This window comes from Paracoccus gahaiensis, from assembly GCF_005048225.1.
Classification (GTDB): Bacteria; Pseudomonadota; Alphaproteobacteria; order Rhodobacterales; family Rhodobacteraceae; genus Paracoccus; species Paracoccus gahaiensis.
The window spans coordinates 213,953-227,283 of sequence record NZ_SUNI01000003.1 but is presented as its reverse complement, the minus strand read 5'-3'; the positions used below and the strand labels follow the sequence as shown (position 1 = coordinate 227,283).

General features: G+C 70.2%; 15 protein-coding genes. 12 read left to right on the top strand and 3 right to left on the bottom strand.

Annotated features, from left to right (window positions below):
• The first annotated feature begins 47 nt into the window (after positions 1–47).
• The 4 genes from FA743_RS05825 to FA743_RS05810 all read left to right on the top strand — a co-directional run bounded on the left by FA743_RS05825 (position 48) and on the right by FA743_RS05810 (position 2,723).
• Positions 48–302 carry a hypothetical protein gene (locus FA743_RS05825; protein ID WP_136884929.1) on the top strand — a complete coding sequence of 85 codons (255 nt, stop codon included), beginning with the start codon at positions 48–50 and terminating at the stop codon, positions 300–302.
• Between the two features lies 1 nt (position 303).
• Positions 304–696, top strand: coding sequence for an MAPEG family protein (locus tag FA743_RS05820; RefSeq protein WP_136884928.1), 393 nt, complete (start codon positions 304–306; stop codon positions 694–696).
• A 72-nt stretch (positions 697–768) separates the two neighbouring features.
• A complete protein-coding gene (gene lpdA, locus FA743_RS05815) occupies positions 769–2,163 on the top strand; it encodes a dihydrolipoyl dehydrogenase (protein WP_136884927.1) in 1,395 nt (464 codons plus the stop codon).
• 107 nt (positions 2,164–2,270) lie between these two features.
• Positions 2,271–2,723 (top strand): lytic transglycosylase domain-containing protein, encoded by a 453-nt coding sequence (locus FA743_RS05810; RefSeq protein ID WP_136885024.1) that lies wholly within the window; start codon positions 2,271–2,273, stop codon positions 2,721–2,723.
• Positions 2,724–2,754: 31 nt separating this feature from the next.
• Here the strand turns inward: FA743_RS05810 and FA743_RS05805 are convergent, their stop codons facing one another.
• A complete protein-coding gene (locus FA743_RS05805) occupies positions 2,755–3,375 on the bottom strand; it encodes a lytic transglycosylase domain-containing protein (protein ID WP_136884926.1) in 621 nt (206 codons plus the stop codon).
• 219 nt (positions 3,376–3,594) lie between these two features.
• On the opposite strand from FA743_RS05805, the gene ssb reads away from it, so the two are divergent.
• On the top strand, positions 3,595–4,101 hold the full coding sequence (gene ssb / locus FA743_RS05800) for a single-stranded DNA-binding protein (protein ID WP_136884925.1): 507 nt from the start codon (positions 3,595–3,597) through the stop codon (positions 4,099–4,101).
• Positions 4,102–4,332: 231 nt separating this feature from the next.
• A complete protein-coding gene (locus tag FA743_RS05795; RefSeq protein WP_136884924.1) occupies positions 4,333–5,379 on the top strand; it encodes a Leu/Phe/Val dehydrogenase in 1,047 nt (348 codons plus the stop codon).
• Positions 5,380–5,464: 85 nt separating this feature from the next.
• On the opposite strand, the gene aroB is transcribed toward FA743_RS05795, so the two are convergent.
• Positions 5,465–6,571 (bottom strand): 3-dehydroquinate synthase, encoded by a 1,107-nt coding sequence (gene aroB, locus FA743_RS05790; RefSeq protein ID WP_136884923.1) that lies wholly within the window; start codon positions 6,569–6,571, stop codon positions 5,465–5,467.
• Positions 6,568–7,134 (bottom strand): shikimate kinase, encoded by a 567-nt coding sequence (locus tag FA743_RS05785; RefSeq protein ID WP_281281767.1) that lies wholly within the window; start codon positions 7,132–7,134, stop codon positions 6,568–6,570. Before FA743_RS05785 ends, aroB begins: the two co-directional genes overlap by 4 nt.
• 109 nt (positions 7,135–7,243) lie before the next feature.
• Between FA743_RS05785 and FA743_RS05780 the strand changes: the two genes are divergently transcribed.
• From FA743_RS05780 to FA743_RS05755, 6 genes are all read left to right on the top strand, one after another.
• Positions 7,244–7,444, top strand: coding sequence for a hypothetical protein (locus FA743_RS05780; protein WP_136884921.1), 201 nt, complete (start codon positions 7,244–7,246; stop codon positions 7,442–7,444).
• Complete coding sequence (locus tag FA743_RS05775; protein WP_246054849.1) at positions 7,437–8,954, top strand: hypothetical protein; 1,518 nt, start codon at positions 7,437–7,439, stop codon at positions 8,952–8,954. Before FA743_RS05780 ends, FA743_RS05775 begins: the two co-directional genes overlap by 8 nt.
• Complete coding sequence (locus FA743_RS05770; RefSeq protein WP_136884920.1) at positions 8,951–9,925, top strand: tyrosine recombinase; 975 nt, start codon at positions 8,951–8,953, stop codon at positions 9,923–9,925. Before FA743_RS05775 ends, FA743_RS05770 begins: the two co-directional genes overlap by 4 nt.
• A 10-nt stretch (positions 9,926–9,935) precedes the next feature.
• Positions 9,936–11,264: an HlyC/CorC family transporter gene (locus FA743_RS05765; RefSeq protein WP_136884919.1), complete on the top strand. Its 1,329-nt coding sequence runs from the start codon at positions 9,936–9,938 to the stop codon at positions 11,262–11,264.
• Between the two features lie 249 nt (positions 11,265–11,513).
• Complete coding sequence (locus FA743_RS05760) at positions 11,514–12,458, top strand: DMT family transporter (protein WP_136884918.1); 945 nt, start codon at positions 11,514–11,516, stop codon at positions 12,456–12,458.
• The gene (locus FA743_RS05755; protein WP_136884917.1) at positions 12,434–13,303 is read left to right on the top strand and encodes a lysophospholipid acyltransferase family protein; all 870 of its coding nucleotides are present in this window, start codon (positions 12,434–12,436) and stop codon (positions 13,301–13,303) included. Before FA743_RS05760 ends, FA743_RS05755 begins: the two co-directional genes overlap by 25 nt.
• The last annotated feature ends 28 nt before the right edge of the window (positions 13,304–13,331 follow it).

Genomic DNA, 13,331 nt, shown 5'->3' with positions numbered 1-13,331 from the left:
GCGGCCCGCATCCCCAGGGGCGGGCCACCCTCGCCGGAGCCCGACCCATGCAGCTGATCGTCCGCTATGCCCATGCCGACCCGACCGTCTTCCGCCGCGCCTTCGACGCCGATGCCGAGGATCGGGGCCGCAACGGCATGACCCTGCTGCAGCTCTGGCGCGAGGGCGACGGGCAGTCCTGGGCCCTGTTCCAGGTCGCCAATGCCAAGGCCGCCCGCGACTATCTGGACGGCGCCGCCACGACCTTCAACGCCCAGGCCGGCATCACCGCCGCCGAGCCCCATTTCCTGGAAACCGCCTAGGATGTCGCCCGAGATCACCGTCCTGGCCCTGGCGGGCCTGCTGCAGACGGCCCAGTTCGCCGCCTTCTCGGTCATGGCGCAACGCCAGATCGGCCCCAAGGCTGCGATGGGCCCGCGCGACAATGTCTCGGTCCAGCTGATCGGGACGGCCGGCCGCCTTCAGCGCGCCTTCGCCAATCATTTCGAGGGGCTGATCATGTTCACCCTCGCGGTGGTCGTGGTGACGCTCGGCGAGGCCGCCTCGACGCTGACCGCCGCCTGCGCCTGGATCTATCTCGCCGCCCGCCTCCTTTATGTGCCTGCCTATCTGCTGGGCTGGGTGCCCGGACGCTCGATCATCTGGGCGATCGGTTTCGCCGCCACGGTGGTGATGATCCTTGCCAGCCTCTTCTGACTTCATCTTGGTCCAAATATCCCGCGGGGGTCCGGGGGCGCGAAGCCCCCGGTCCGCGGTCAGACGAAAGGAATTCGCATGTATGATCTGATCGTGATCGGCGCCGGCCCCGGCGGCTATGTCTGCGCCATCCGCGCCGCCCAGCTGGGCCTCAAGGTGGGCGTGGTCGAGGGCCGCGAGGCGCTTGGCGGCACCTGCCTGAACGTCGGCTGCATCCCCTCCAAGGCCCTGCTGCATGCCAGCCACCTGCTGCACGAGTCGCAGGAGAACTTCGAGAAGATGGGCCTGATGACCAGCCCGGTCGAGGTCGACTGGACGAAGATGCAAAGCTACAAGGCGGACACCGTCGCAGGCAACACCAAGGGCATCGAGTTCCTGTTCAAGAAGAACAAGATCGACTGGATCAAGGGCTGGGCCAGCATCCCCGCCCCCGGCCGCGTCAAGGTCGGCGAAACCGAGCACGAGGCCAAGGCCATCGTCATCGCCACCGGCTCGTCGCCCGCCGCCCTGAAGGGCGTCGAGGTCGACAACGAGGGCGGCACCATCGTCGATTCGACCGGCGCGCTGGTCCTGCCGAAGATCCCGAAATCCATGATCGTGATCGGCGCGGGCGTGATCGGGCTGGAGCTGGGGTCGGTCTATGCCCGCTTGGGCGCCGAGGTGACGGTGGTCGAGTATCTCGACGTGATCACCCCCGGCCTCGATACCGAGATCCAGAAGCAGTTCCACAAGATCCTGGCCAAGCAGGGCCTCAAGTTCGTCATGGGCGCCGCCGTCAGTTCGGCGGAGATGACGGAGGGAGGCGCGAAGATCACCTACGCGCTGAGAAAGGACGACAGCCAGCAGAGCCTCGAGGCCGATGTGGTCCTCGTCTCGACCGGGCGTCGCCCGCATGTCGAAGGCTTGGGCCTCGAGGCGCTCGGCGTCGCGATGACCGATCGCGGCCAGGTGAAGGTCGACGCTCACTGGGCCAGCTCGGTCAAGGGCATCTATGCCATCGGCGACGCGGTGCCCGGCCCGATGCTGGCCCACAAGGCCGAGGACGAGGGCATGGCCGTGGCCGATGTCATCGCCGGCAAGCATGGCCATGTGAACTATGGCGTCATCCCGGCGGTGATCTACACCACCCCCGAGGTTGCCAGCGTCGGTCTGACCGAGGAGCAGGCGAAGGAGGGCGGCCGCAAGATCAGGATCGGCAAGTTTCCCTTCATGGGCAATGCCCGCGCGAAAGCGCAGTTCCAGGGCGAGGGCTTCGTCAAGCTAATCGCCGATGCCGAGACGGACCGGATCTTGGGCTGCCACATCATCGGCCCGTCGGCGGGTGATCTGATCCACGAGGTCTGCGTGGCGATGGAATTCGGCGCCTCGGCCGAGGATCTGGCCCTGACCTGCCATGCGCATCCGACCGTCTCGGAAGCCGTGCGCGAGGCGGCGCTGGCCTGCGGGTCCGGCGCCATCCATGCCTGAGTCCATCCATGTCTGAGAACGCGGCAGGAAGGGGGGCGTTGCCCCCCTTGGCGCTGGCGCGCCTCACCCCCCAGGATATTTCGGGACCGAAGCTGGGCCGGCGCGGGATGCTGCTGTCGGTGCTGGCCTTGGCGGCCTGTGGCGGGGGGCGGCGGTCCTCGGGTCCGGACGGGCGGGTCACCGGATCGGGGCTGTACCCAAACGAGACGCCCTATCTGCGGCGGCGGATCAATTACTGGGCGCGCCAGAACGGCGTGCCCGCCGCGCTGGTTCAGCGCGTGGTGATCCGCGAGTCGCAGCACCGCCCGGGCGCACGCAACGGTCGCTATTACGGGCTGATGCAGATCGCGCCGCAGACGGCGCGGACCATGGGCTATCGCGGGCCGGATCAGGGTCTGCTGGATGCCGATACCAACCTGCGCTATGGGGTGCGGTATCTGCGCGGCGCCTGGCTGGTGGCCGAGGGCGATTCCGATGCGGCGATCATGTGGTACACGCGCGGCTACTACTATGAGGCGCGGCGCAAGGGCCTGCTGAAGCGGACCGGGCTGCGGGACTGATCCCCCCGCGATCGATCCTAGGGACAGGCGATCAGCTGCCCGCGACGATGCGGACGTAGTTGCGCGTCTCGCGGAAGGGCGGGATGCCGCCGTATTTCTGCACCGCGCCCGGGCCCGCGTTATAGGCCGCCAGCGCCAGGGTCCAGTTGCCGAACTGATTGTACATCATCCGCAGATAGCGCGCGCCGCCGTTCAGGTTCTGCACCGGATCGGTGGGGTTCACGCCCAGCTTGGCCGCCGTCCCGGGCATCAGCTGCGCCAGTCCCATCGCGCCCTTGTGCGAGCGGGCATTGGGGTTCCAGCCCGATTCCTGCTGCACGAGGCGCAGGAACAGATCCTCGGGGATGCCGTGGCGCTGCGCGGCCTGACGGGCATGGGGCATGTATTCGCTGCGCCGACCGGTATAGCGGGGAATGGCGGGCGCGATCTCGGGGGCAATCTCGCGCCCTGCCCCGCCCGGCTGCAACCGGCTGGAGGACTGGTACTGCGTGGACAGGCGCGAATCCATCAGCCGGGTCTGGCGGGCGAACTGTTCGGCGCGCGACCGCGACGAGTCGCCCTGCAGGCGGAGCCCCTGCGCCTCGACCGGCAGCGCCACGGTGGTGATCAGCCCCGCGCACAGCGCCGACTTCAGGAAATGTCCCAGCTGCATCTTTGTCCGCCCTCGTTCATGTCGACCGCAGCTTGGTGCCGCTTTTGCTGGCGACTATACATCAAAACCTTCTCGTTTCCAGTCGGCGCGTGCCGGGCCGGGCTGGCGGGAGGACCTTGGGCGGGTTCCTGCGCGTCGCCATGACCGGGAATCCTTGCGAGAGTGGTCCGGGCTGGGCTAGACGCGGGGACAAATCGACATCATCCAAGGAATCCGCTCATGGCAGGCAGCGTCAACAAGGTCATCATCGTCGGCAATCTGGGGCAGGACCCCGAGGTGCGCAGCTTCCAGAACGGCGGCAAGGTGGTGAACCTGCGCATCGCCACCTCGGAGACCTGGAAGGACAAGAACAGCGGCGAGCGCCAGGAGCGCACGCAGTGGCACACCGTCGCCATCTTCTCCGAGCCCCTGGGCCGGATCGCCGAGCAGTACCTGCGCAAGGGCAGCAAGGTCTATATCGAGGGCCAGCTGGAGACCCGCAAATGGCAGGACCAGTCGGGCGCCGACCGCTATTCGACCGAGGTCGTGCTGCGGCCCTATCGGGGCGAGCTGACCCTGCTGGACGGGCGCAGCGGCGGCGGTCAGGGTGGTTCCTCGGGCGGTGGCGGCTCGAGCGACGGCTACGAGGATTACAACCAGGGCGCCCCGTCCGGGCGTAGCGGCGGCGGCGCGTCCTCGGGCGGCGGTGGCGGTCGGCCGGAATATGACGACGAGATCCCGTTCTGAGGGACCGCCCTTCCGAATCACCACCGCGCGGGATGGCCCCAGAGCCGCCCTGCGTTACAGGCGCCGCGACGGGATCTGTCGCGGCGTTCCCCGTTGACGTCGCGCAAGTTGCGCGGGCCCCCTTGCGTCTTTGCGAATGATCCTGCGCTTGCAAACGCATCGGTTCGGCGCACATTGACGACAGTTCTGCGACGATCCCCCGCATCGCGACCCCCCATGAAAGCTGCCCCGATGGCCCTGACATTGACCGACCTGACCGCCCCCGAGGGTTTCGAGCGCCTCGTTCTGGCCGAGGCGCCCGAGGCCGGGCTGCGCGCGCTGATCTGCCTGCATTCGACCGCGCTCGGCCCGGCGGCGGGCGGCTGCCGGATGTGGTCCTATGCCGATGACGCGGCGGCCATCCAGGACGTGACGCGGCTGGCGCGCGGCATGACCCACAAGAACGCCATGGCCGATCTGGGCCTGGGCGGCGGCAAGGCCGTGATCATCGGCGATGCCGCCACCGACAAGACGCCCCGGATGATGCGGGCCTTCGGGCAGGCCGTCGAGGCACTGGAGGGTTGCTACTGGACCGCCGAGGATGTGGGCATCTCGCCCGAGGACATGGCCCATGCCGCCGAGGCGACGCGCTTTGCCGTGGGCCTGTCGGGGGCCTCGGGCGACCCCTCGCCCTGGACCGCCGAGGGGGTGTTCCGCTGCCTGCAGACTGGCGCGGGCCATGTCTTCGGCACCGCCGACCTGACCGGGCGGCGTGTGCTGGTGCAGGGCCTGGGCCATGTGGGCCTGTCCCTGGCCGAAAAGCTGGCCAAGGCCGGGGCGCGGCTGACCCTTACCGACATCAATGCCACGGCCCTGCAGGCGGCGGCCCGCAGGCTGGGCGCGGCGGTCTGCGCCCCCGATGCCGTCTTCGACCAGTCGGTCGAGATCTTTGCCCCCTGCGCGCTTGGCGGCGTGCTGACCGATCAGACCGCGCAGGATCTGTCCGCCAGCCTGATCTGCGGCGCGGCCAACAACCAGCTGGCCCATGACGGCGTGGCCGGGGCCCTGGCGGCGCGGGGAGTCACCTATCTGCCCGATTACGTGGTGAATGCGGGCGGCATCATCAGCGTGGCCAGCGAGATCCACGGCAAGCCCGATGCCTGGCGGCTGGAGCGTCTGACAGCCATCGCCGGGCGCGTGGGCGACATGCTGGCCCGCGCCGCGCAGACCGGCCGCGCCCCCGCCGAGGTCGCGGACGAGATGGTCGCCGCGATGCTCAACCCCCGCCGCGCCGCCTGATCCGACCCGACCCGACCCGTCGGCAGGGGCCGGCGACAGCCAGCCTGGGCGGGCCCCTCGATGGGGGCCGCCCGGGCTTTGCCGCTTAGCGGGCGTCGTGCAGGACGGACTGCAGCATCTCCGCCTCGACCGCATCGCTGACGAAGGCCGCGCCGATGCCGCGCGCCAGAACGAAGCGCAGCTGCCCGTCGACGACCTTCTTGTCCTGACCCATCAGCGCGATCAGCGCCGCGTCGTCCGGCAGGTCGCCCGGGATGTCGGACAGGCGCGCGGGCAGGCCCATCGCCGCCAGATGCGCCAGCACGCGGCTTGGGTCCTCTTGCGAACACAGCCCCATCCGCGCCGACAGGTCGAAGGCCAGCGCGCAGCCGACCGCCACCCCCTCGCCATGCAGCAGCCGGTCGGAATAGCCGGTGGCCGCCTCCAGCGCATGTCCGAAGGTATGGCCCAGGTTCAGCAGCGCGCGTTCGCCCTGCTCGGTCTCGTCGCGGGTGACGATGCCGGCCTTCATGGCGACGGCATGGGCCACCGCGTGCTGGCGCAGCGCAGGATCGTCGCGCAAGCCTGGGCCGTTCTCCTCCAGCCAGGCAAAGAAATCGGCATCGCCCAGCAGGCCGTATTTCGCCACCTCGCCATAGCCCGACAGGAAGTCGCGCGCGCTCAGCGTGTCCAGCACGTCGATGTCGGCCAGCACCAGCGAGGGCTGGTGGAAGGCGCCGATCAGGTTCTTGCCGCGCGGGCTGTTGATGCCGGTCTTGCCGCCGACGCTGCTGTCGACCTGCGCCAGAAGCGTGGTGGGCAACTGCACGAAGCGGACGCCGCGCCGCAGGATCGCCGCCGCAAAGCCCACCAGATCGCCGATCACGCCGCCGCCAAGCGCCAGTACCATGTCGCGCCGCTCGACCTGCTGGTCCAGCAGCCATTCGACGCAGGCGGTCAGATGCGGCCAGCTTTTCGTGCCCTCGCCTGCGGGCAGGACCAGCGCCTCGCTGGCGATGCCCGCCGCGCGCAGGGCCTCCTGCAGCGGCGCCAGATGCAGCCCTGCCACGGTCGCATCGGTGACGATGACCACGCGCGGCCGCGCCAGCAACGGCGCGATCTGGGCGCCCGCCCCTGCCAGCAGCCCGGCGCCGATGCGGACATCATAGGCGCGCGCGCCCAGGGGAACATGGACGGTGACGGGATCGGTCATGGGATCTCCTGGATCAGGGTCGGATCGGCCTCGGCGAGGGCCGCGATCAGGCGGGTGGCCGAGGCCTCGATGCTGTCGCCGGCCTGGGACAGGAATTCCAGCCCGGCCTGCGCATAGACGGGCGCGCGCTCGTCCAGCAGGCGCAGAAGGGTGCCCTTGGGGTCGGCGGTCTGCAGCAGGGGGCGGGTGGGCCGCTGGCGGACGCGGTGCCAAAGCAGCTCGGGCGGACAGTTCAGCCAGACCGACAGCCCGCGCGCCGCGATCAGGGCGCGGTTGTGCGGCTGCATCCACGCCCCGCCCCCGGTCGAGATGATCCCCGGTGGCCCGGCCAGAAGCCGCGCCAGCACCTGGGATTCGCGGGCGCGGAAGAACGCCTCGCCGTCGCGGGCAAAGATCTCGCTGATCGACATGGCGGCGGCGGCCTCGATCTCGGCGTCGGAATCGGTGAAGGGCACGCGCAGCCGTCGGGCCAGCTCCGACCCGATCGCCGTTTTGCCGGCGCCCATCATTCCGATCAGCACGATATGGCGCCTGAGCCGCTTCGACATGCCTGTCCCCTCAATCGGGTGACTGAATGACGTGATCTTTCGGAAATTGCCATCTATATTCGACCCGAACCGACCCGGACGCGGTCGGAGGCCAACGAGACGCGGTCGAGCAAGGGCGAATGGAATGCGGAAGTTGAAACTGCTGGTGGTGCTGATTCTGGCCGGGCTGATCGGCCTGGCGGGCTATGCCTATTTCGGCGACATGGCCCCGGCGCGCCACGAGGTCCGCAGCCCGCTGGCCCTGGACCAGGCCCCGCCCGCGACGGCGGCCCCTGCGGCCTCGACCGCGGATGCGCCTGCCGCAGATGCCCCTGCCGATGACTGATCCCGGCCCCTTGCGGATCTGCGCGCGCCTCCTCGCCGCACCGGCCCTGCTGCTGTCCCTGCTGGCGCTGCCCCTGACGGCGGCGGCGCAGAGCCAGCCCCTGTCGGCCAGCGACTGGCTGTCGGGCAGCGTGCGCGGGCCCGCGCGCGAAAGCTCGGCTTGGCGCCCGGGCGACGCGCCGCCGCCCGACCGTCCCGGCACCCGCCCCCAGGCCGTGGCGACCAGCGGCGCGGTGGGGCCGGTGCAGGTCACGCGGCTGGACCAGGGCGATCCCGACCAGACCGGCACGCAAAGCCCGCGCCGTGCCGGGCTGCCGGTCGATCTGTGGGCAGGCAGCGATCCGCAGCGGCTGGCCGAGATGATCCTCTCGACCCCCGCCCGGCTGCCCTCCATGCAGGCGCTGCTGCGCCGCGTGCTGACCGCCCAGCTGGCCCCGCCCTCGGGCGAGGCCGCCGCCGGCGCGGCGCGCGGGCAGCTGTTCCTGGCCCGGGCCGACCGGCTGCTGGACATGGGCGCGCTGGACGAGGCGCAGGCCCTGCTGGTTGCCGCCGGTCCCGGCCAGCCCGAGATCTTTCGCCGCATGTTCGACATCGCCCTGCTGGAGGGCGACGAGAGCCGCGCCTGCGCCATCATGAACGGCACCCCCGGCATCGCGCCCAGCTTCTCGGCGCGGATCTTCTGCCTGGCACAGACCGGGGACTGGGCGGCGGCGGCCGTCAGCCTGCACGGGGCCGAGGCGCTTGGGGTGATCGACGAGCGTCAGGCGATCCTGCTGACGCATTTCTTGGACGATGCCTTCGTGGACAGCCCCGACCTGCTGGACCCGGCGGACCGCATGACGCCGCTGGAATTCCGCATCCACGAGGCGGTGGGCCAGCCGCTGCCGACCCTGCCCCTGCCGGTGGCCTTCGCACAATCCGACCTGCGCCTAAACAGCGGCTTCAAGGCGCGGCTGGAGGCGGCCGAACGTCTGGCCCGGTCGGGCGCCCTGCCCCCCGCCGCCCTGCGCCAGATCTATGGCGAGCAGCGCCCCGCCGCCTCGGGCGGGGTCTGGGAACGCGCCAGCGTCCTGCGCACGCTGGAGGCGGCGCTGGCCGGGGGCGATCTGACCCAGGCCCTGCCCCGGGCCTTCGACGAGTTCCGCGCCGCCGGCATGGCCGATCTGCTGGCCGGCATGGTGGCCGTTGACCTGCCAGCCGATCCCGCCAGCGACATCTCCGATCCGCGCGCCGCCGAGATCGCGGATCTTCTGCGCGCCTTTGCCGGGCTGCCCGGCGCCGCGGTGCCCGAACCCGCGCCCGAGCTGGCCGCCCCCGTGCCCCCGCCCCCCGCCGCGCAGCGGGGTGAGGCGCTGCTGGCCGCGATGACCGATATCGATGCGGGGCTGGAGGGCGATCTGGCCCGTGCCGCGCGCGGCATCGCCATGCTGCGCGCCCTGGGTCTGGCCGAGGATGCCGACCGGGCGCAGACGCAGATCGCGCTGATGCCACAGATGGCGGCCAGCCCATGAGCCGCGATCACACCGCCATCTCGGCCTTTCTGGACGCGCAGGCGGCCGAGGCGGGGGCCGCGCGCAACACGCTGCTCGCCTATGGGCGCGACCTGCGCGACCTGTCGGACTGGCTGGGGCGGCGCGGGCTGGCGCTGGCCGGGCTGACCCGCGAGCAGGTCGAGGACTATCTGTCCTTCTGCGACGCGCAGGGCCTGTCGCGCGCCACCCGCGCGCGCCGCCTGTCGGCGATCCGCCAGTTCACCCGCTTCGCGCTGGACGAGGGCTGGCGCGAGGATGACCCCGCCATCCGCATCAGCGGCCCCGGCCGGGCCAAGCGGGTTCCCCGCACGCTGGACCGCGACCAGATCATGGCGCTGCTGACCGCCGCCGCCGATCTGGGCCGCACCCCCGTGGACCGGGCCCGCAACCTGTGCCTGATGGAACTGCTCTATGCCACCGGCATGCGGGTCAGCGAGCTGGTCAGCCTGCCCGTGGCGGGCTGCCGGGGCGATCCGGCCGCGCTGGTGATCCGCGGCAAGGGCGGCAAGGAGCGCATGGTCCCCCTGGGCCCCGCCGCCCGCGCCGCGATGCGCGACTGGCTGGCCCTGCGCGACAGTGCCCCGCAGGGCAGCGCGCTCTATCGGCTTCTGGCCGGGCGCGGCGCGCGCTGGTTGTTTCCCGCCCCGGGCGCTGCCGGCCACCTGCCCCGGCAAAGCTTCTCGCGGCTTCTGGGCCAGATGGCGGTGGCGGCGGGACTCGACCCGACCCGGGTCACGCCCCATGTCATCCGTCACGCCTTTGCCACGCATCTGCTGGAAGGTGGCGCGGACCTGCGCTCGATCCAGATGCTGCTGGGCCATGCCGATCTGGGCTCGACCGAGATCTACACCCATGTTCTGGACAATCGCATGCGCGATCTGGTCCTGAACCATCACCCGCTGGCCGACGTTCAGACCTCGGCCAATCCGGCCCCCAAACCTGCAACCTGATCAAGGACCCATGGACGACCCATCCTCTGCCTTAGACTTCGCAGCCCTCCTGACCATCGGAGCCATTCTCGTCTGCCTGATCCTGTCGGGCTTCTTCTCGGGATCCGAGACGGCGCTGACAGCGGCCAGCAAGGCCAAGCTGCGCGCCCGGGCCGATCGCGGCGACAGCGGCGCCGACGCGGCCATCAAGGTGACCGCCGACAGCGAGAAGCTGATCGGCGCCATCCTTCTGGGCAACAACGTCGTCAACATCCTGGCCGCCAGCCTTGCGACCGCGCTGTTCACCCGGCTGCTGGGTGCCAGCGGCGTGGCCATCGCCACGCTGGTCATGACGATCCTGGTGCTGATCTTCTCCGAGGTGATGCCCAAGACCTATGCCATCTCGTCGCCCGAGAAGGTCGCGAGCCTCGTGGCCCGCCCGATCCGCATCCTGACCATCATCCTGGCCCCGGTGGTCACCGTGGTCCGTGCCATCGTGAACCTGATCCTGTCGGTCGCCGGTCTGAAGACCGATCCCGGCAAGCACATGTTCTCGATCGAGGAAGAGATCGAGGGCGCGCTGTCCATCGGCCACGCGCAGGGCGCCGTCAACAAGGAGGACCGCGACCGCCTGCTGGGCGCGCTGGACCTGGGCAACCGCACGGTGGAGGAGATCATGCGCCACCGTAGCGAGATCCAGATGATCGACGGTTCGCTGCCGCCCGAGACGATCCTGGAGACGGTGCTGGCAAGCCCCCACACCCGCCTGCCGGTCTATCGCGAAGAGCGCGAGAACATCGTGGGCGTGGTCCATGCCAAGGACCTGCTGCGCGCCGTCAACCGCGCCGTGCGCGATGCGGGCGATGCCCAGGTCGCGCGCAAGTTCGACATCATGGATGTCGTCATGCCGCCCTATTTCGTCCCCGAGACCAGCGCGCTGGACGAGCAGATGCGCGAGTTCCTGAAACGCCGGACGCATTTCGCGCTGGTCGTCGACGAATATGGCAGCCTGCGCGGCCTGATCACGCTGGAGGACATCATCGAGGAGATCGTGGGCGAGATCGCCGACGAGCATGACACCGAAGAGGACCAGACCCTCAAGCCGAACGCCACCGGCGATTATCTGGTCGAGGGCGGCATGACCATCCGCGACCTGAACCGCCAGCTGGACTGGACCCTGCCCGACGAGGAGGCCAACACCGTCGCAGGCCTGGTCATCCACATGGCGCAGTCGATCCCCGATCAGGGCCAGGTGTTCAGCTTCCACGGCTACCGCTTCGAGGTGGTGACGCGGCGCGAGAACCGCATCACCCGCCTGCGCATCCGCCCTCTGGTTCCGGTCGCCAAGGCCGACGCCTGACCCGAGCCCGATCCCGGGCCGCGCAGGAGACGCCTGCGCGGCCCTTCCCTTTGCCTGCAAGGACCCGTGCCATGACGATCGCCGCCCGCCGCCTGACGGATCCTGGTTCCTGCCCCGCTTCCGGCATCATGGTCGCGTCCACCACGAAAGCGCTGTCGTGAAGCCGCGTTCCGCCTCCGGCGGGGGTATTTGGGCAAAAGAGAAATGCGGGCTTCTTCTTTGCTCAAATACCCAAAGGACCCCCAGCTGATGCGGGTGCTTGCGCGGGGCTTCGCGCTGATGGGACGCGAGCGGGACGGGCTGCGGCAGCCGGGATCGGATCAGGCGCGCGGCATCGCGCTGCTGCTGGCGGCGATCCTGGGCTTCACGCTGATGGATGCGACGGCCAAGCATCTGACGCAGGTCTATCACCCCGCTCAGGTCATCTGGGCGCGCTTCGTGGGCAATCTGCTGATCTTCGCGCTGATCTTTCGGGGCGCCATGCTGCCCCTGCTGCGCACCCACCAGCCGGGCACGCAATTCGCCCGCGCGCTGATGCAGCTGGGATCGGTGGTGCTGTTCTTCACCTCGCTGCAATATATCGGTCTGGCCGAGGCGACCGCCATCATGGACCTGAACCCGGTCCTGATCACGCTCGGCGCGGCGCTGTTCCTGGGCGAGCGGATCGGGCCGCGCCGCCTGGCGGGCATCGCTGTGGCGCTGATCGGGGCGATGCTGATCATCCGTCCGGGGCTGGGGGTCTTCCAGCCCGCCGCCCTGCTGCCGCTGGCGGGCGCCTTCACCTATGCGGCGGGCGCGCTGCTGACGCGGATCGTGCGGGCCGATTCGGTGGCGACCTCGGTCATGTGGTCGGCGGTCGTGGGCAGCATCGCCAGCAGCCTCGTCGTGCCGTTCTTCTGGCAGCCGATCGCGGTGGGAGACATGTGGGCCTTCGCGCTGCTGGCGATCTTCGGCACCGCCAGCCAGTACCTGCTGGTCCGCGCCTTCAGCGCCGCCGAGGCCGGGGTGCTGGCGCCCTTCGGCTATACCGGCCTCATCTGGGCGGGCCTCTGGGGCTGGCTGTTCTTCGGGCAGCTGCCCGATCGGTGGACCATTGCCGGGGCTGCGGTTATCGTGGGCGCGGGCCTCTATGTCTGGTCGCGCGAGGCCCGCGCGACCCGAAAGGAACCATGCGCGACGACCGACCCTCGCTGACCGACCGTCTGGCCAACGGGGCGTTCCTGGCGATCATGTCGCTGGCGCGCCTCCTGCCCTATGATCGCCGCATCCCGGCGATGGGCTGGGTCTTCGCGCATCTGATCGCGCCCCTGGCGGGCTGGCGGCGGCGCATCCGGGACAACCTCGCATTGGCCCGCCCGGACCTGTCCGAGACCGAGATCGCGGCGCTGGTCCGCGCGGTCCCCGACAATGCCGGGCGGTCCCTGGCCGAGATCTATTCGGGCGAGGAATTCACCACCCGCATCCGCGCCGCCGATCCGCTGGAAGGCCCGGGCCTGCCCGCGCTGGAGGCGGCGCTGGAGGAGAACCGCCCCGTCATCCTCGTCTGCGCGCATTTCGGCAATTACGACGCGATGCGGGCGGCGCTGGCCGGGCGCGGCTGGCCGGTCGGCGCCCTCTACCGCCCCATGAACAACGAGGCGTTCAACCGCCACTACGTCCCCGCCATCACCGCCATCGCCGAGCCGCTGTTTCCGCGCGGCCGGGCCGGGCTGGCGGCGATGCTGCGCTTTCTGCGCGGCGGCGGCTGGCTGGCCCTGGGCTTCGACCAATACGACCGCGAGGGGGCCGAGCTGCGCTTCTTCGATCTGCCGACCCGGACCGTGCTGACCCCCGCCGAACTGGCGCGGCGCTACGATGCGCTGGTCGTGCCGATCGCAGGCATCCGCAAATCCGACGGGCTGAGCTTTCGGGTCCATGTCGGCGCCCCGGTGGCCCAGGACGAACCCCGCATCATGATGCAGGCGCTGAACGACGATCTGGAGATGCTGGTGCGGCGCCACATGGACCAGTGGTTCTGGGTCCATCGCCGCTGGAAGTGAAAAGGCCCCGCGCGCTGGCGGGGCCCTT